Origin of the sequence: Labrenzia sp. OB1 (assembly GCF_001624695.1) — a bacterium.
In the GTDB taxonomy this organism is placed as follows: domain Bacteria; phylum Pseudomonadota; class Alphaproteobacteria; order Rhizobiales; family Stappiaceae; genus Roseibium.
The window spans coordinates 106,825-124,302 of record NZ_JSEP01000018.1 but is presented as its reverse complement, the minus strand read 5'-3'; the positions used below and the strand labels follow the sequence as shown (position 1 = coordinate 124,302).

Here is a 17,478-nt window from a genome sequence, read left to right as displayed (position 1 = left end):
GAAAGTCCTTCGGCAGTGCCCGCCACTGACAGCCGCTGCCCGCGATATAAAGGACCGCGTTCACCACCTCTCGCATGTCGGTCTTGCGTGGCCGACCGCCGGATTTGGCCGGAGGGATCAGCGGCGCCAAAATCGCCCATTCCCGATCCATCAAATCAGTTGGATAACGCAGATCGTCCCGGTTATGCTGTTTGCGAGTGATATCATCCCAGGGCATTCGATCCTCCATCTTCTCGACAAAGACGGTTGAATCACAACCCTTTGATATCACTCAACTACTTTTAAATCAGGCTCTTAGCTCGCCGACTGAAGCAAGCATCACTGACGTTGGTACGCTCACATGTCCTGGAAGGACGGAGCACTCAGTTCCGATTTCAACAAAGCCGTGCCTTTTGTAGAAGGATATGGCTGGCTCGCTGGTGAATAGGACGCGAACCTCAATCTTCATTTCCGGCGGCAACGGATTACAGGCCGCTGCCAGCAGCTTCGTACCACAGCCACATCCTTGATGCCGCGGCCGCACGTAGAGGCCCCAGATCTGGGCTGTGGCGCACCTTTCTGCAACGACTACGGTTCCGATAATTCCCTCATCGCTGGCAAGACAAATTCCCCGCTCACCCTTGCCGGGAAGCATTCCGTCCAGCTTGTTCTGGTCAAGGTCCTCCAGCATGGCGGCCACAGCTTCACTCCCAAGAACTGGGCTATAAGTGGCCGTCCACGTCTCCCGCCACAAAGCCATGAGTTGATCGGCATCGGCTTCAACGATATCCCGGATTTCGTGCTTGATCATGGATTTATACCAGCCGCAAAAGGTGTTCGCTTTCGGGCAACGGATCCAACGTCGTCAAAGACCGTATGGAGGGCGCAAAGCAGTCGTTTCGGGTGACGTCCGTCCGAACGCCGCAGTGTCCTCTCACCCCAGAAGCACAATCCCCACCACCGCCAGCACGATCAAGAGACAGCCAAGGATTTCCGACTTTGCGATCACTTCCTTGAAGAACAGCCAGGAGGCCAGGAAAGTGAAGACGAGTTCGATCTGGGCAAGGGCGCGGACGTAGGCGACGTTTTGCAGGGTCATTGCGGTGAACCAGCCGGCCGATCCGGCGACGCCCGCGATGCCGACCCAGACCGCGCTGCGCCAGGCGGCCAGGCTGGCGCGCAGTTGGTCGGGTTCGCGCACGGCCATCCACGCGGCCATGGCGACGGTCTGGAACGATGTTGCATAGATCAGCGCAAAGGCGGCCTGCATTGCGACGGTGGTGCCGTCGAGGGACAGGGACGCGGTGCGGTAGGCCACCGCCGAGGCGCCGAAGAGGGCGGCGGATGCCAGCCCGATCAGGGCGGGCCGGCCGATCAGCGACGACCTGACGGCGCTGAGCGTCATCGGCACGCGGGCAAGCGTGATGACAATGACACCGGTAATGCCGATCAGGATGCAGACCGCCGCCATCAGCGAAACCTGTTCACCGAGCACCACGAAGCCGAAGAGGGCCGCCTGGATCGGCTCCGTTTTGGAATAGGCCGTGCCGACCGCGAAATTGCGGAAGGAGAACAGGTGGATCAGAAGGAAGGTCGCCAGAATCTGCGCCAGGCCGCCAAGCGCACCGGCGACCAGCATCGTGGCGGTCGGATCCGGCATCGGATGGCCGAGGCCGAAATGCAGAAAGGCGACATATAGCGCGGCGAAAGGGACCCCGTAACCAAAACGGATGAAGGTCGCACCTGTTGTGCCCAGCCTGCCCTTGAGATGTTTCTGCAGGGCCGTGCGCAGGTTCTGGCAGAACGCGGCGGCGATCGTGATGGGGATCCAGAGTTCCAAAGGGAGCGGCTTTCCGAAATGCGTTGAACTGCCGTCATCATAGCCCGTCCCGGGCGGCTGAATATCCCGCGAAAAGGAAACCCACCGGTTAGATTTGCTCAACCTTGCCGATCTCCGGGGACGTCTTGCAGGCAGTGCGGCGGTTCGCGTCCGGCGAGATCCGCTTCCGACTGGAGCCCTCCCCGTTTGCCGTCCCGGACTTGATCCGGGATCTGCTCTGGATCTGCCCAAGACCCCGGATCACGTCCGGGGCGGCAAAGCAGGGGGAGAGGCCCCGGATCAGGTCCGGGACGGCGAAAAAAGAGTGGGAGCAACCTGGGTGGGTGGGCGAGCGAGAGAAAATGGCGGCGTCCGGAACCGTGATGCGGGGGGCAAACCGCCGAATGGGACGTCCTGAAGGCGTGAAGCGCTTGACAGTGTGCGGCGCGGCGGCTTAGGTCCGCGCTTAATTCGACACCGCCGGAGACCTTCTTTCTGATGACCCACGATCTCGCCGCCCTGTCCAAAATCATCGACGCCGCCTTCGAGGACAGCGATTCCATCGGCACCTCGACCACTGGTGAAATCCGTGACGCGGTGGACACCGCAATGTCCCTTCTGGACCACGGAAAGCTGCGCGTTGCGGAAAAGAAGGACGGCGACTGGGTCGTCAACCAGTGGGCCAAGAAGGCCGTGCTGCTGTCGTTCCGCCTCAACCCGATGGACGTCATCAAGGGCGGCCCGGGCGATGCGACCTGGTGGGACAAGGTTCCCTCCAAGTTCGACGGCTGGCGCGGTGTCGATTTCGAGCAGGCTGGCTTCCGCGCCGTGCCGAACTGCACCGTGCGCCGCTCCGCCTTCATCGGCAAGGGCGTCGTGCTGATGCCGTCCTTCGTCAATCTGGGCGCCTATGTGGACGAGGGCACGATGGTCGACACCTGGGCGACGGTCGGCTCCTGCGCGCAGATTGGCAAGAACGTGCACTTGTCCGGCGGCGTCGGCATCGGCGGCGTTCTGGAACCGCTGCAGGCGGGCCCGGTCATCATCGAGGACAACTGCTTCATCGGCGCCCGCTCGGAAGTCGTGGAAGGCTGCATTGTGCGCGAGGGTTCGGTGCTTGGCATGGGCGTCTTCATCGGCCAGTCGACACGGATCGTCAATCGCATGACCGGCGAAGTCAGCTATGGCGAAGTGCCGCCTTATTCCGTGGTCGTCGCCGGGTCCATGCCGACCGCCACCAAAATGGGCAACGGCGAACCGGCTCCGAACCTTTATTGCGCGGTCATCGTGAAGACCGTCGACGAAAGGACCCGCTCCAAGACCGGAATCAACGAACTGCTGCGCGACTGATCGGGACCGGATCCGCCGGATACGGCTGCGCCGTTTACCCCCATTCCTAACCCTTCCCCACAAGGGGGAAGGGGATCAGGCCGGGTTTGGCGCTTCTTCCGCAGTCGCTAATCCGGGCTCTAAACGCCCCAGAGATTTCCAACGATCTGGGAGATCACCAGGGTCAGCACGATGTCGAGCACGACGATGCCGACGGCGAGGCTGATGGTGGCCTGGAGGGCGATGCGGGCGACCAGGTAGCGGTACCAGAGGACCGCCAGAAGACTGGAAAACGACAGCAGTACGGCAATGCCCGGTGGGATGATCCGCAGCAGAAAAAGCACATAGGTTATCAGATAGGGCACGGAGGCCAGCAGGCTGGTCCAGTTGCGCACGACAATGAAGGGCACGTAGCGTTTCGAAATACCGATCGGCACCGCCAGTACGGCCAGCAGGAGCGGCAGCGTGACCCAGTCCACCGCCAGGCCGATGAGCTGCGCCGTCCAGTAGGCCCCGTCGGGAAAGGTCCCCGGCTGGAACAGTCCTTCGGAAAAATAGAATTCCTTTTCGGCGAGGCCGCTGAGAAGGAATGCCGGGATCAGCAGGAAGACCGCCGAAAACGACCGCCAGAAGCCCTGGATGGACTGGTCGAAATAGGTCATCCCTTCCGGCCGGTTACGCAACAGCAGCCAGGACCCGTCAAGCGCGGCCCGAATTTCGCTCAAACTTACCAAGGTCGACGCGCTCCCGTTAACAGGATCAATGTCCCGAATTCAAATGTCCGGCCCCGCCCGGCTTCCATGTGGAATTATATGAAAGCAGGTGGGTGAATACCAAGTGTGAAAGCGTTGCGGCGGCGGCCATATCCCCGCGCGAGGCTTTCAGGAGAAATAGCTCGCCAGGAAACGTTTATAGATCGCCACCAGCCGGTCAAGATCCTCCACGGCGGCACATTCGTCGACCTTGTGCATCGTCTGTCCCACGAGGCCGAATTCCACCACAGGGCAATAATTCTTGATGAAGCGCGCATCGGAGGTTCCCCCTCCGGTGGAAAGATCCGGAACGCGGCCGGTTTCCGCCTCGACGGCCTTGCCGAGTGTGGCAATCAGCGTCTCGTCCCTGGTCAGGAAGGATTCGCTGGCATCGCGCCTGAAAGCTATGTCGAGCTGCAGGCTGCCGAGATCGACGGACTGCAGGGTGTCGCGGATTTTTGCCTTAAGGTTGTCCAGCGTCCAGGCGTCATTGAAGCGAATATTGAAGCGGGCTTCGGCGCGGGCGGGAATGACGTTGAACGCCGGATTGCCGACGTCGATGTTCACCACTTCCAGATTGGACGGCTGGAAGCGTTCGTTGCCCTGATCGAGTTCAAGGGCATGCAGCGCCGCGACAAGTCGCACCAGACCGGGGACCGGATTGTCCGCCAGATGGGGATAGGCGACATGGCCCTGAACGCCGGTGACGGACACCATGCCGGACAGCGATCCGCGCCGGCCGATCTTGATGGCATCTCCGAGCCTGTCCGGATTGGTCGGCTCACCGACGATGCAGGCGTCGAATTCATGCCCCTGCTCTTTTGCCCATTGCAGCAGCTTCACCGTGCCGTTGACCGCCGGGCCTTCCTCGTCGCCCGTGATCAGGAAGGAGATCGTGCCGCCGAATTCCGCACCGGCCTCGCCGATGAAATCCAGCGCCGCTGCGGCAAAAGCGGCGATGCCGCCCTTCATGTCCACCGCGCCGCGGCCGAAGAGGAAACCATCGGAAATCGTGCCGTCGAACGGATCGTGACGCCAGTCGCCCGCCGCCCCGGCCGGAACCACGTCGGTGTGACCGGCAAAGACGAAGTGCGGTTTTCCGGTGCCGATGGTGGCAAAAAGATTGTCCACATCCGGCGTGCCGTCATCCTTGAAGGTGACACGCGAGACCGAAAACCCCGCCCCTGCCAGCAGCTCCTGCAACAAGGACAGCGCGCCGCCTTCGGCCGGTGTCACGGACGGGCAGCGGATCAGGTCGCGGGCGATGGTGACGGCGGAAGACGGCATCGCAGGAGAACTCCACATTTGTTTATCGGTATCGGGACACTTGCAGCCGGTTTTGCATCAGGTGCAGTCGTCGCTGAAAACAGACCCGCTGTGCGGCTGCCGGAACTTGACGGGAATGCCGGCCGACCCGATCAGTTCCTGCGCCAGTAGCTGTTCGGCAACGGGCCGTGGCGATTCGCTTCCGGCTTGCCGGGAATGCAGCCCAGAACCAGCACCACCAGCAGATTAACGACGGGTACGAAGATCAGCAACGCGAGAAATCCACTCTGGCCGATGTCCTGCAGACGCTTGATGACCAGCGCCAGCTCGAACCAGTTGAGCACCAGAAGCAGAAACGGCAGCAACGGATTGGAGCTTACGAAAATGTTGACCGTCACCGTCTCGGGGGTCGGCAATTCGGTGAGCGACATCCACCACAGACGGATCGCGATGCCGATGACGACCCACATGAAGGCAAAGCACATCCAGTAGGGAAGCCTGCTCATACGGCCGATCGGGCTCAGCAGGGCCCAGAATATGCCCGGTGTAATATTCGCGCTTCGTTGGGGCGTGCTCATTCAATCCCGCTCGCTGTAGATCGTTCTGGCTTGGACGTAGACGCATAAGCCGCGTTGATCAAGCTCTGTCATGTTTCCAACCGGCGCATTTCGTGTGGCAGAACGCGATGCAAGCCCCCCATTGCCGTGAGCTTCCGATCTTTGCACCTGAATCGACGTTGCGTAACTTAATAAAAATTGCACGGTTTGCGTATCATACCTGACCGCATATGCTTCAACAGCGATGAAGGGGAACACGCTGATGACCGGTGTTTGGAAGACGACAGTAACCGCCTGCATGGCTCTCCTGTGCCTGATCCAGGTCTTATTGGTGCCGACAGCTCCGGCCGCCGCACAGAGCAGCGCCTCCACTCTTCCCGTGCCCCTTCAGCAGGAATCGATTGAGAAACTTGTATCGGATCTCGACGCGCAACAGGTGAAAGCGCTGACGGATCTCATGACCCTGCTGCAACAGGGTGCCGAAGCAAAAGACCAGGCAGCAACGGCTGATGAAAGGAAACCCGGCGTCTTCGAGCAGATCGAAACGGCAGTGGACAAATTTGGGTTGGCCATCGCGGGCTATTTCCGCAACCTGCCGGCGCTTTTCACCGGTCTCTTTGACAGCATCGGCGATCTCGTTGCCGGAAAGATCGCCGGACCCTTTCATATTCTTGCCGGTGCGATTGCACTTCTCCTTGCCGCGGGTTTTATCGCCGAGTTCCTGGTGAACCGGCTGGCGGCCTCCAGACGCGCAAGTCTGCGAAACCATTCTCCGGAAAACCTCTTTGAGACCGTCAAGATGGTCTCGACCCGGGCCGGCCTCGACCTCGGCGGCCTGATCGTTTTCGCGATCGTCGTCATTGCCGTGGGCCGGATCTTCCTTGTCGATCCGATGGTGAAAACAGTCGCCTTTCAGGCCATCTTCTGGATTGTATTCCTGCCACGGCTGATCGCGGCCCTCTTACGTTTCGCGCTTGCCCCGCACCGGCCTGAACTGCGTCTGGTCACGGCGGACGATCACACCGCAAAATCGCTCTATCGCAATTTTACAATGCTGTTCGCCTTTGTCGGCGTCGCCTTCTTCCTGTTTTTTATCATTCGCGATGCGGACGCAGCCATCGGCGAAACGTTCCGGTTCTTCATCAGTTTCGCGGTGAATGCGTGGATTGTCGCGGTCCTCTGGATGGCCCGGCACGGGTTGACCAACATCATTCTGGGAGACGAAGAGGAACCAACCAGCGGCCTGGAACGCATGGCAAGTTTCTGGCCCTATTTCTCCATGGCTTTCATCGTTTTCAACTGGTTGCTGGTTCAGTTTTCCATAAGCATGGGCATTGAGTCCCTGACGGCGACCCGCTCCTTCGCCGTCATCATTCTTGTCGTCTTCGCGCCGTTCCTCGACACGATGGCGCGCGGCATCGTCGCGCACATCATTCCTCCGATGCAGGGGGAAGGCCCGGTGGCGGAAGCCGCCCATCGGCAGTCACGGCACAGCTATGTCAGGATCGCCCGCGTTGCCCTCATCGCCTTCCTGATCCTGGCGGTCGGACGAATCTACGGCTTGAACCTTCTGGCAATCGGCGGTGGCGGTGAATCGGCCGTCGCTCGGCATACCGTCATCCTGCTGCTGATTCTCGCCGCAGGGTATCTTGCCTGGGAAATCATCAATCTGTGGGTCGCCCATCAGCTTGCCAAGGATTCCCCACCCGTGGCGAACGAGGACGACGACGCGGAAATGGGCGGTGCCGGCAAGTCCCGACTGGCAACGATCCTGCCGCTGATCCGCGTTGTCTCGCAGATCACCATTCTGACGCTCACGGTGCTGCTGGCCCTCAGTCAACTCGGCGTCAACATCACCCCGCTTCTGGCCGGGGCCGGCGTCATCGGCCTGGCGGTCGGTTTCGGCGCGCAGACCCTGGTCCGCGATGTGGTCTCGGGCATCTTCTTCCTGATGGACGATGCCTTCCGCCTGGGTGAATTCATCGACGCCGGCGGCACGCAGGGCTCCATCGAGAAAATCTCGATCCGCTCGCTGCAACTGCGCGGTACACGAGGTGCCGTTCACATCGTGCCCTATGGCGAAATTCCCAAACTCACCAATCTCTCCCGTGACTGGGTGATCATGAAGCTTAAGTTCACCGTGCCGTTCGATACAGATGTCGAGAAGGTCCGCAAACTCTTCAAGAAGATTGGTCAGGAAATCATGGAGATGGAGGAGTTCAAGGACGACATTCTGGCACCCTTCAAGGGGCAGGGCGTCGCCGATGTCGATGATGTCGGCATCGTGGTGCGTGGCAAATTCACCACCAAACCGGGCAAGCAGTTCGGCATGCGCAAGGAAATCTACAAACGCGTCCAGCAGGCGTTCGAGGAAAACGGCATCCAGTTCGCCCGCAAGGAAGTCCGAGTGCATATGCCGGACAACGGCAAGCTCGACAATGAGCAGAAGCAACAGGTCGCAGCGGTCGCGGCGGAATCCGTTAGCGAACCAAAACCGGCAGGGGGATAGCGCTCACCGGAACTCCGTCCCCCCTCGCAAGCCTCATGCCGTAACGCGGGCTTCCGGTCGTCATGGCATGAGGAATGTTCGCGCCTGGATGCGGGGGAACGATGTATTGCCAACCTCAACAAACAAGAACCGATTTGTTGAGGTTGGCATAAGTTCTTCTCCTCATTGAACGGCCTTGATTTTCCCGGCTAAGATTGCCTGCCTGCGCGAGGCGGGCTGCTTTTGGGAGGAAGCTGGCGGATGAACGAGAACAAGACGGCCCCGATGAGCCCCGGAACTCCGGCAGGCGACGGCATCCGGCCCATGCCGCAAGTCAACACGATCAGCGTCAACGATGTCATCGACGCCCTGGCCGCCGGCCTTGCCGATTTTCGCCGCGCTCCGGTCTACGGATTGTGCATCGGCGCGGTCTTCGCGCTTGGCGGTCTTTTCGTCGTTCTCAGCGCCGCCGCGCTCAACATGAGCTACCTGTCCTATCCGGCGGCTGCCGGTTTCGTGCTGATCGGCCCGTTCGCCGCGGTCGGTCTCTACGAGGTCAGCCGCCGGCTGAACGCAGGTGAAGAGTTGTCCTGGTCGAAAATATTCGGAACCATGTGGGCGCAGAAGAGCCGGGAACTGTCCTGGATGGCCTTTGTGGTTCTCTTCATTCAGATCATGTGGATGTATCAGGTGCGCCTGCTGCTCGCCCTTTTCCTGGGCTTTCGCTCGTTCGCGTCCTTCCAGGAATTCCTGAACGAGGTCATCAGCACGCCGGAGGGATTGATGTTCCTGGCTGTCGGCCATGTGGTCGGCGCTGTGCTGTCGTTGGTTCTTTTCTCTCTGACGGTGATTTCCTTCCCGCTGTTGCTGGAAGAAGACCGCGATTTCATCACCGCGATGATTACCAGCGTTCGCGCCGTGGTGAAGTCCCCTGTTCCGATGATCGGCTGGGCCTTCACGGTGACAGCTCTTCTCATCGTCTCGATGGTTCCGGCCTTTATCGGGCTTGTCGTTACCCTTCCCGTTCTCGGCCATACCACCTGGCATCTTTACAGGAAATGCGTGGTGATCCCGGAGGAGCACGGGAGGTAGACGCCGGTCTCACAAGTGACGACGAAGACTACCGTGACTTTGCTTAGCCGGGCACCCAGAATCCGTTCCCGGACCGGAAGCAATAAGGCCCCGCATTTTATCGGTATTTCATTTCACTGAACGCAATTGAGAAAAAACTGATTTTGATCAAACCGCCGAGCAGAGTTCGCAGACCGGCTTTTTCTTGAATATTACCGCTCTCGAAGTTATTACCAGAAATTGACATTGGCTGACGGTAACCATATCAAATAGGTATGAATGAACGTAATATCAAGATTGTCGAAACAGCTTTGGAGCTTTTTGCTCACTATGGGGTGAAGAAAACCACCATGAGTGAAATTGCGACGGCTGCAGGCGTTGCCCGGCAATCGATTTACAATGCATATGATGGCAAGGAAGAACTGATTTACGGAGCGCTGGAACATCGCGCCCGGCAATCGGCGTGCGCTATCTCAAGGCAATGCGCCGCGATTGACGATCTCGGGGAACGGCTGGATGTGGCATTCGGTTTTCTTACCCTTGAGCCGTGCAAGATCATAATGACCATGCCTCACCGGGAAGAGATTCTTCAAGCTACCGAAGAAATGTCTCAAGATAAAAAAAACAATATTATTAATATTTATAACAGCGTCATCGCTGACTTGCTCAAACCGTACAAGAATCGCATGCGCCTGGAAAATGTAGAATTCGAGGATCTTTGTGACTTTATCAGATTCTCCTTCGAACAGTGGAAGAAGTATGCGGTAAACATCGACCAGGTACACCGTTCTTATCGCGCACTGCGGCAACTGGTCTTGAACAGCGTAGATTGAGCATGTTTCATTAAATTGAATTCAAGAGATCGCCCGAACGCAACCCGCTTTCCTTGCTCAACCGTCTCGTGCGCCTGAAAGGCCCTGGACCCTTAGGGTATGGACCCATAAGGGGACGGCCCGGCAGATTTGGAGTCTGCCGGGCCGCATGACTGACTGGAGGTCAAGGAGGTCAGTGACCACAGCCAGTAGGCTTGTAGAGGATTAGAACGTCCTCTGCATACGAACACCGAAGAGGAGTTCGTCGGTGTCGCCAGTGACGTCGTAGTCGGTGTTGGCGTAACCAACGTCAGCACCCATTACGAAACCGGAGACCGGCTCCCACTGTACGGAACCGTCGATCGCATAACGGGTCACGTCGTTCAGGCCAGCGGCTGCGTCAACATCGAGGTAAGAACCGTCGAGTGCGAGACCGATGGTCGAAGTTGCCTGGATGAAGGCACCAGCGGACAGGGAGTAACCTGTGGAGGTGTCACCCGAACCGTTGCTGTCTGCAATTCCACCGAAGGTGGAGATGTAGGCCATTGCGCCGTCGCCGTAGAAACCCTGGAAGAAGATGTTCGAACCCGGGGTAACCATCGGCAGGTTAACGACTACGCCACCGCCGACTGCAAAGCCCATTTCGTCTTCGCCGCCGTTGTTGCCGGCGTTAGCAGCTGCATCCGGGTAAACCTGGTGCAAAGCACCGGACAGCTGTGCGGAACCCCAACCCTGGGAGATGCCGAGAGCAGCAACGACGTCCGGAGCACGCGTGCCGCCGTAGTTCACGACACCGCCGCCTGCTGCGGAACCGGTAGCTTCACGGCTGGAACGGTCTTCAATAGCGATGGTTGCGGAGAAACCGTTGCCGAAAGCAGCGGTGTAGGCAACCTGGTTCACGGTCACGTCCGACCAGTCACGATCGACAACACCGATGAAGGCCTGACCGGTGAAGATGTCGAAGTTTGAGGTCAGACGACCAGCCGTCAGGCCGCCCCACTGGACGTAGGCGTTGTCCATGACGAAACCGGAGGCATCGCCATTTGTGGAGTTGCCGTACATGGAGACATAAGTGCGCAGCGTGCCGAATTCGGTAGCCGTGCGAGCGTCAAGGTACAGGTAACCACGAGCCAGCCAGGAGTAGCCGTCGGAGTCGCGATCGCTCCATGCGCCGTCTTCAAGAACGTTGTTGGCTACGATCTGGGTACGAACACGGCCGCCAACGCGGAGGCAGGTTTCGGTGCCCGGGATGTAGTAGAAGCGTGCGCCGTAAGCGTCACAGACGCGAACGTAATCGACCGGCTCCGGAGCAACCGGAAGGTCGGCTGCCTGGGCGGTGGTAGCGGCAGCAGCTGCTGCAGCGCCGAGCATCAAGCTCTTGAGTTTCATCGTTATTCTCCAATTTTACGTTCATATAAGCAATAAAGAGAACATCACCACTTAACCCGACCGCAAACCAGAGTAAACTGGCTTGCAATTTGTAGATTTAGCTTTCTTCTACTTCCTTGCCTACTTACGTTCTTCCAACTTTCAGCCTTACAATCAAGCCCTTTGCGCACTCACCAACTACAATCAACTTCCGAGTAGCATTTTTACAACACTTTGTTTTTATTGACTTTTTACAAAAGCCATCGCTCCGGATAACGGCATCAGCCCCAGAGTCAAAACATATTAGGTACGTCGTTGATTGTATTTTTTTACTTTAGCTCATACGCAGTTGTCCGTTGCGTTGATCGCACCTTCGCATTCGAGGGACGTAAAATTGACGATGGTGCACAATTAGACTTTCAATGTAATTTTGTCAACGAGTCTATTTGTACAAGTGTCTAATTTTTTGACACAGCGACCGACTTCACAAGGCGAAATTGTTTTCGAAAGCCATCCGGAAACATGTCCGGTCGTATTGCTCTGCGGCCCCGCCACCACCGGAAAACCGCCAATTCCTGCGGTTTTTGCGGACTACTTGCAATGAGCGCCAACAAACAACGTCATTGCCGCGGTCGCTCTCCAGAGCCTGCGATTCGGTTTCGCGTCAAACGTGCCGACGGGCTTTGGTACGCGTGCGATCTCAGGAAACACGCCATGTGCAAATGCGCAAAGGCAGGTCGCGCAACCGCAATCTTTGCGGCAACATCGCAACTCATGCACTCAATAGATGTCCAGAAAATGTCCTGGCGTAAAAATACAGGATCGCCAGGCGCTATTCACCGAAAGAGTCCGCGATTGCCTGAATGCGGATCTTCGCCACGCTGATTCGGGGAAGGCTCCGGGAGGGAATGGACAGGCATAGAACTTTTCCCGGCTAGATTGGGTCATTCTGCTCAACCGCCGATATGGCCTTGCGCGCCTGCTTGTCTTTCCACTCCGCCAGATCGACCTCCACCGGGCGATAGTCGACGCGGGTGAGATACAGCCCGTCGGACGGAGCAACCGGGCCGCAGGCGGTGCGATCGCGGGCCTGCAAGGCATCGGTAATGTCGCCAGGGCCCCATTTACCCTCGCCTACCAGGCGCAGGGATCCCACCATGGAGCGGACCTGATTGTGCAGGAACGAGCGGGAAGAACATTCGGCAAGGACAAATTCGCCGTCCCTTCGAACGGAAAAATGCTCCAGCGTCTTTTCAGGGCTTTTGGCCTGGCAGCGGGTGTGCCGGAAGGTGGTGAAATCGTGATGGCCGACGAATTCCTGCGCCGCTTCGTGCATGGCTTGAGCATCGAGATCCGCTTTCACATGCCAGGCCAGACCCCGTTGATGGGTCAGCGACGCGAGACGATTGTGAATGCGGTAGCGGTATGACCGGCGAATCGCGGAAAAACGGGCGTCAAACCCATCATGCATTTCCTCAGCATCCAGGATGACGACCGGATCGGGCAGGCAATAAAAGTTCACCGCACCCATGACCGTTCTGGCCGGCCAGGATTTCGACAGATCCGCATGGCAGACCTGACCGGTCGCATGAACACCGGTGTCCGTGCGGCCGGCCCCGCCTATCGTCACGTCTTCCCCGGAAAAGGATTTCAGGGCGCGCTCGATCACAGCTTGAACGGACGGTCCGTTGCTCTGGCGCTGCCAGCCGCAGAACGGCCGGCCGTCATATTCCACCGTCAGCTTGTATCGCGGCATTATTCGAATTCTTCAAACGGCGTGGCGAAGGCCACCTCTATCGGCAGGTCGCGGCTCCCCGCTTCCGTCAATGCAAGCGCCATGAAAGCGTCTCCCGCATAGGGCCCCTGAACCTTGCGCGCCAGAACAGGATCGAAACCGAACCGCGGATAATAGCCCGGATAACCGAGTACCAGCACCAGATCCTCGCCCATGCCCTTCAGCTTTTCCAGCGAGGCCGTGATCAGGGCCGAGCCGATGCCGGTGCGCTGCCGGTCCGGCCAGACGGCGACCGGAGCAAGGCATGCGACCTGCAGGCCCTGCGCGCGGCCAATGGCGGCCGGCGTCACACGGCTATAGGCAACGTGGCCCTGCACATTGTCCTTGCCGTCCGCGGCCACCTGCTCAAGTACAAGCGCACCACAATGGCGCAGCTTGTGGACGAGACGGGCCTCCATGTCGGACGGAAACGCCGCTTCCAGAAGGTCCTTCACAACGGATTCGTCCGCGGGTGTGACATCCCTGAATGTCAGATTGGAAGTGCCGGCAGCATTGGTCATCGATCTCTCCTGCATCGATCCTATTCCAGAACCGTGCCGTCAGGAAGGGAAGTCCCGCGCAGGAAATCCTTGCCGCTCACCGGTTTCTTGCCTGCCCTCTGGACCTGATCCAGACGCACGGCACCGGTGGCGCAGGCAATGACCGGGCCATCGGCCGTTTCCAAAACCGTTCCCTGAGCGCCTTGCCCATCGGCCAGGGTGCTGCGCAGGATTTTCACACGCTCCGGCTTTCCCCCGAGCGTCATCTCGCACCAGGCGCCGAGAAACGGTGAAAGGCCGCGGATATGGTTGTGAACCTCCTGCGCCGGTTTGCTCCAGTCGATGCGGGTCTCCTGCTTGGACAGCTTTGCCGCATAGGTCGCTCCTTCCTCGGCCTGCGGCTGCTCGCCGAGGCCGCCGCGGGAAAGAGCCGCCAGGGCGCGGACCATCAGGTCACCACCGAGTGCGGAGAGCCGGTCGTGAAGCTCTCCGGCGGTCATATCCTCACCGATGGCGACGGTTTCCGACATGCAGACCGGCCCGGTATCCAGCCCCTCCTCCATGCGCATGACCTGTACCGCCGTTTCCCTGTCGCCGGCCATGATCGCCCTGTTGATCGGCGCCGCCCCGCGCCAGCGGGGAAGAATGGAGGCATGAAGATTGAGGCAACCTTCGCGGGGAGCGTCCAGAATGGCCTGGGGCAGCAGAAGGCCATAGGCGACCACCACCGCGACATCCGCGTCCAGTTCCGCGAATTCGGACTGTTCCGCCACACCTTTGAGGCTCTTTGGTGTGAATACCGGAATGCCAAAGGATTCAGCGGCCTCGTGGACCGATGACTTCCTGAGATCCATGCCGCGTCCCGCCGGACGCGGCGGCTGACAATAACAGGCGACGACGTCGTGCCCGTGCCCGACGATTTCCATCAGGGTCGGCACCGAGAAATCCGGGGTGCCCATAAAAACGACGCGAAGGGACATGACGCTCCTGAGCGGTTTGTGGAATTTGCCCCCTTATTGCGCCTCGGGCCATGGCTTGCAAGGGTGCTGGCCGGCTTGATCCGGAGATTGCGACCCATTGGCCACCGCAGTACTCAGCATGCTCCCGGGATGAGGGCCGGTCTCACATCAGATCGCCGTTCAGGCCAGTCCCGGCAGCAGCACCTTCAGGCTGCTGACCATCATTTCCATGGCAATGGCCGCCAGGATCATGCCCATCAGACGGCTCATCACGCTGGTCGATGTCTGACCGAGAAACCGCGACAGGAAAGGAGCGGCGAAAAAGGTGGCGACCAGGACGGCGATCGCGGCGGCGACGGCGGCGACATAAGCGATCTCCTGCGGGGTGTCGGTCACCCGCCCCCGGTAGATGATCATGGTGGAGATCGTTCCGGGCCCCAGGAGAATTGGAACCGTCAGCGGGTAGATCGCAGGATTGTCCTGTTGGTCGGCATTCTCGCGTTCTTCGGTACTACCGTGATGGGCCTTGCTCTTTTCCCCGGAAATGAGGTTCAGGGCGATCAGGAGGATCAGAAACCCGCCGGCGAGGCGAAAGGCATCGAGGCTGATGCCGAAGACCTGCAGGATCGCATCCCCCGTCACGCCGATAAAGACCGCGCCGATACTTAAGCTGATCAGCAGGGTGAAGGCGACCTTGCGTTCATATCCCGCCCCCCGGTCCGCCGTCAGAGACAGGAACACCGGCAGGTTGGCGATCGGGTTCATGATCGCAAAGAGCGCAGCGAAGATTTTCAGGAACAAGGCCTGATCCATGAATGCCACCCCTTCAGCAATTCAACAACTTCAAGTCACAGACCCCGGGTCTTCTGACCCGGACTGCGGACCCTAGAGCTTGCCGGCCAGTTTGGCCTGTTTGGTAAATTTCTTGACTACCCTGTCGCGCTTCAGCTTCGACAGGTAGTCAATGAACAGTTTCCCGTTGAGATGGTCAAGCTCATGCTGGATGCAGGTCGCCAGAAGCCCTTCGGCCTTGATTTCCTGTTCCGCGCCCTCCCGGTTCAGAAACTGAACGGTGACCTCGGCCGGGCGCTCCACATCCTCGAAATATTCCGGGATCGACAGACAGCCTTCCTGATAAATGGAGGTGTCTTCGCTCGACCAGACGATCTGCGGGTTGATGAAGACCATCGGCGCCTTCGGCTCTTCGTCCTTGGAAACATCCAGAACGAACATGCGCTTCAGGACACCGATCTGGCTGGCGGCCAGGCCGATGCCGGGCGCTTCATACATGGAATCCAGCATATCGTCCGCCAGCGCGCGTATCCCGTCGTCGATTGTTTCGACTGGGGCACAGACCTCGCGCAGGACCGGATCGGGAATTGTGATGATCGGGCGTGTTGTCATTCGCCTCACATAGGCAATCATTTCGTACGGGTCAACGCGGAAAACGCAGGTATGCCCTACGTTTTCAACGGCCATGAACGGACCGCCGGATGCGCGCACGGACCGAATCGTTCTATGTTTGTTTCATGAATGAGATCCTGTTTGAATTGAGTGGCCGCCCCGTGACGGCCCTGGAAACCGCAATTGTCGGCGGATTGGTGCTGCTTGCCCTGATTTTCTGGCTGGGCCTGAAGACCATTCGCGAGATCCGGCTGCGCGCGGAGGCCGATACGGCCGCGACCGAGCGCATTCACGAGCTGGAGAGCCATCTGTCGCAGCTTCTGAAATCGCAGGGCGAGATGACAGGACGCATGCAGACCATGGCCGAAGTCTTCGGCTCGCGGCATTCCGACATGATGCGTTCCGTCAACGAGCGCCTGGACGGCATGGGCCACAAGCTCGGCCTGTCCATGGCCGATACCAGCAAACGCACACAGGATGGGCTGCGGCACCTGCATGAGCGACTCGCCGTCATCGACCGGGCGCAGCGCACGATCACCGACCTGTCCGGTCAGGTCGGTCAGTTGCAGGCGATCCTGTCCAACAAGCAGACGCGGGGTGCCTTCGGGCAGGGACGGATGGAGGCGATTGTCCAGGACCAGATGGCGCCGAGCACCTATTCCTTCCAGGCGGTGCTGTCCAACAACAGCCGCCCGGACTGCCTCATCCACATGCCGAACGGCGCACCTTCTCTCTCCATCGACGCCAAGTTTCCGCTTGAAGCTTTCAATCTGCTGCGCGAAGCGGAAAGCGACGACCAGCTGAAATACGCCCAGGCCCAGTTCCGCAAGGATTTCACGAAACACATTCAGGACATCAGCGAAAAATACCTGCTTCCCGGAGAAACCCAGGATACCGCCTTCCTCTTTGTGCCGTCGGAAAGCGTCTTCGCGGAACTCAATGAAAGCTTCGAGGATCTGGTGCAGAAATCCCATCGCGCGCGGGTGGTGATCGTCTCCCCTTCTCTGCTGATGCTCTCCATTCAGGTCATCCAGTCCGTTCTGCGCGATGCCAAGATGCGCGAACAGGCGCATTTGATCCGGGCCGAGGTCGGACATCTGATCGTCGATGTCAGCCGCCTGAACGACAGGGTCGGCAAGCTGCAGTCGCATTTTACCCAGGTGAACAAGGATATCGACCAGATCCTGATTTCCACCGACAAGATCAGCAAACGCAGCCGCAGGATCGAGGATCTGGAACTGGGCGATATCCAGGGGGAAAAGGACGACGCCTCCCCTGCGGAGCCATCGCTCGCCATTTCGCCGGAAACGTAGTATTTTTGTGTTCTCACCCATGCATCCGGCGCAGCTACAAGCCTGATGACTTGACGGCATCGGACAGATTTGCCCTTGCACCGGTTT

General features: G+C 59.1%; 17 protein-coding genes. 5 read left to right on the top strand and 12 right to left on the bottom strand.

Annotation, left to right across the window (positions count from 1 at the left end; translation table 11 throughout):
* The 3 genes from OA90_RS21015 to OA90_RS21005 all read right to left on the bottom strand — a co-directional run.
* Positions 1-217, bottom strand: a 217-nt coding sequence (locus tag OA90_RS21015) for a transposase (RefSeq protein ID WP_156510582.1), incomplete at its 3' end; no start/stop codon positions are given.
* Between the two features lie 69 nt (positions 218-286).
* Positions 287-790: a GNAT family N-acetyltransferase gene (locus tag OA90_RS21010; protein ID WP_068416934.1), complete on the bottom strand. Its 504-nt coding sequence runs from the start codon at positions 788-790 to the stop codon at positions 287-289.
* A gap of 123 nt (positions 791-913) precedes the next feature.
* Complete coding sequence (locus tag OA90_RS21005) at positions 914-1,819, bottom strand: DMT family transporter (RefSeq protein ID WP_068417011.1); 906 nt, start codon at positions 1,817-1,819, stop codon at positions 914-916.
* A gap of 474 nt (positions 1,820-2,293) precedes the next feature.
* Between OA90_RS21005 and dapD the strand changes: the two genes are divergently transcribed.
* A complete protein-coding gene (gene dapD / locus OA90_RS20995) occupies positions 2,294-3,148 on the top strand; it encodes a 2,3,4,5-tetrahydropyridine-2,6-dicarboxylate N-succinyltransferase (protein WP_156510581.1) in 855 nt (284 codons plus the stop codon).
* A gap of 119 nt (positions 3,149-3,267) precedes the next feature.
* Here dapD and OA90_RS20990 read toward each other — a convergent pair whose 3' ends face one another.
* The 3 genes from OA90_RS20990 to OA90_RS20980 form a co-directional block, all read right to left on the bottom strand.
* Entirely contained in the window at positions 3,268-3,861 is a 594-nt protein-coding gene (locus OA90_RS20990) for a hypothetical protein (RefSeq protein ID WP_068416924.1), read from the bottom strand.
* 147 nt (positions 3,862-4,008) lie between these two features.
* Positions 4,009-5,166 carry a succinyl-diaminopimelate desuccinylase gene (gene dapE, locus OA90_RS20985; RefSeq protein ID WP_068417009.1) on the bottom strand — a complete coding sequence of 386 codons (1,158 nt, stop codon included), beginning with the start codon at positions 5,164-5,166 and terminating at the stop codon, positions 4,009-4,011.
* Between the two features lie 131 nt (positions 5,167-5,297).
* Positions 5,298-5,723, bottom strand: coding sequence for a DUF805 domain-containing protein (locus OA90_RS20980; RefSeq protein WP_068416922.1), 426 nt, complete (start codon positions 5,721-5,723; stop codon positions 5,298-5,300).
* Positions 5,724-5,964: 241 nt separating this feature from the next.
* Here OA90_RS20980 and OA90_RS20975 point away from each other — a divergent pair, with 241 nt between their 5' ends.
* The 3 genes from OA90_RS20975 (at position 5,965) to OA90_RS20965 (ending at position 10,094) form a co-directional block, all read left to right on the top strand.
* A complete protein-coding gene (locus OA90_RS20975) occupies positions 5,965-8,211 on the top strand; it encodes a mechanosensitive ion channel domain-containing protein (protein ID WP_068417006.1) in 2,247 nt (748 codons plus the stop codon).
* A 240-nt stretch (positions 8,212-8,451) separates the two neighbouring features.
* Positions 8,452-9,282 carry a DUF2189 domain-containing protein gene (locus OA90_RS20970; RefSeq protein WP_068416919.1) on the top strand — a complete coding sequence of 277 codons (831 nt, stop codon included), beginning with the start codon at positions 8,452-8,454 and terminating at the stop codon, positions 9,280-9,282.
* A gap of 254 nt (positions 9,283-9,536) precedes the next feature.
* On the top strand, positions 9,537-10,094 hold the full coding sequence (locus OA90_RS20965; protein WP_068416915.1) for a TetR/AcrR family transcriptional regulator: 558 nt from the start codon (positions 9,537-9,539) through the stop codon (positions 10,092-10,094).
* Positions 10,095-10,298: 204 nt separating this feature from the next.
* Here OA90_RS20965 and OA90_RS20960 read toward each other — a convergent pair whose 3' ends face one another.
* From OA90_RS20960 to def, 6 genes are all read right to left on the bottom strand, one after another.
* Positions 10,299-11,462: a porin gene (locus tag OA90_RS20960; RefSeq protein ID WP_068416911.1), complete on the bottom strand. Its 1,164-nt coding sequence runs from the start codon at positions 11,460-11,462 to the stop codon at positions 10,299-10,301.
* A gap of 913 nt (positions 11,463-12,375) precedes the next feature.
* The gene (gene truA, locus OA90_RS20955) at positions 12,376-13,197 is read right to left on the bottom strand and encodes a tRNA pseudouridine(38-40) synthase TruA (RefSeq protein WP_068416909.1); all 822 of its coding nucleotides are present in this window, start codon (positions 13,195-13,197) and stop codon (positions 12,376-12,378) included.
* Positions 13,197-13,736 (bottom strand): N-acetyltransferase, encoded by a 540-nt coding sequence (locus OA90_RS20950; RefSeq protein WP_068416907.1) that lies wholly within the window; start codon positions 13,734-13,736, stop codon positions 13,197-13,199. The genes truA and OA90_RS20950 overlap by 1 nt, the downstream gene beginning before the upstream one ends.
* A 20-nt stretch (positions 13,737-13,756) precedes the next feature.
* Positions 13,757-14,695 carry a methionyl-tRNA formyltransferase gene (gene fmt / locus OA90_RS20945; protein ID WP_068416904.1) on the bottom strand — a complete coding sequence of 313 codons (939 nt, stop codon included), beginning with the start codon at positions 14,693-14,695 and terminating at the stop codon, positions 13,757-13,759.
* Between the two features lie 159 nt (positions 14,696-14,854).
* Complete coding sequence (locus OA90_RS20940; RefSeq protein WP_068416902.1) at positions 14,855-15,487, bottom strand: MarC family protein; 633 nt, start codon at positions 15,485-15,487, stop codon at positions 14,855-14,857.
* A gap of 72 nt (positions 15,488-15,559) precedes the next feature.
* Positions 15,560-16,078: a peptide deformylase gene (def, locus tag OA90_RS20935; protein ID WP_068416899.1), complete on the bottom strand. Its 519-nt coding sequence runs from the start codon at positions 16,076-16,078 to the stop codon at positions 15,560-15,562.
* Positions 16,079-16,167: 89 nt separating this feature from the next.
* Between def and rmuC the strand changes: the two genes are divergently transcribed.
* Positions 16,168-17,391 carry a DNA recombination protein RmuC gene (gene rmuC / locus OA90_RS20930; protein ID WP_244274687.1) on the top strand — a complete coding sequence of 408 codons (1,224 nt, stop codon included), beginning with the start codon at positions 16,168-16,170 and terminating at the stop codon, positions 17,389-17,391.
* The last annotated feature ends 87 nt before the right edge of the window (positions 17,392-17,478 follow it).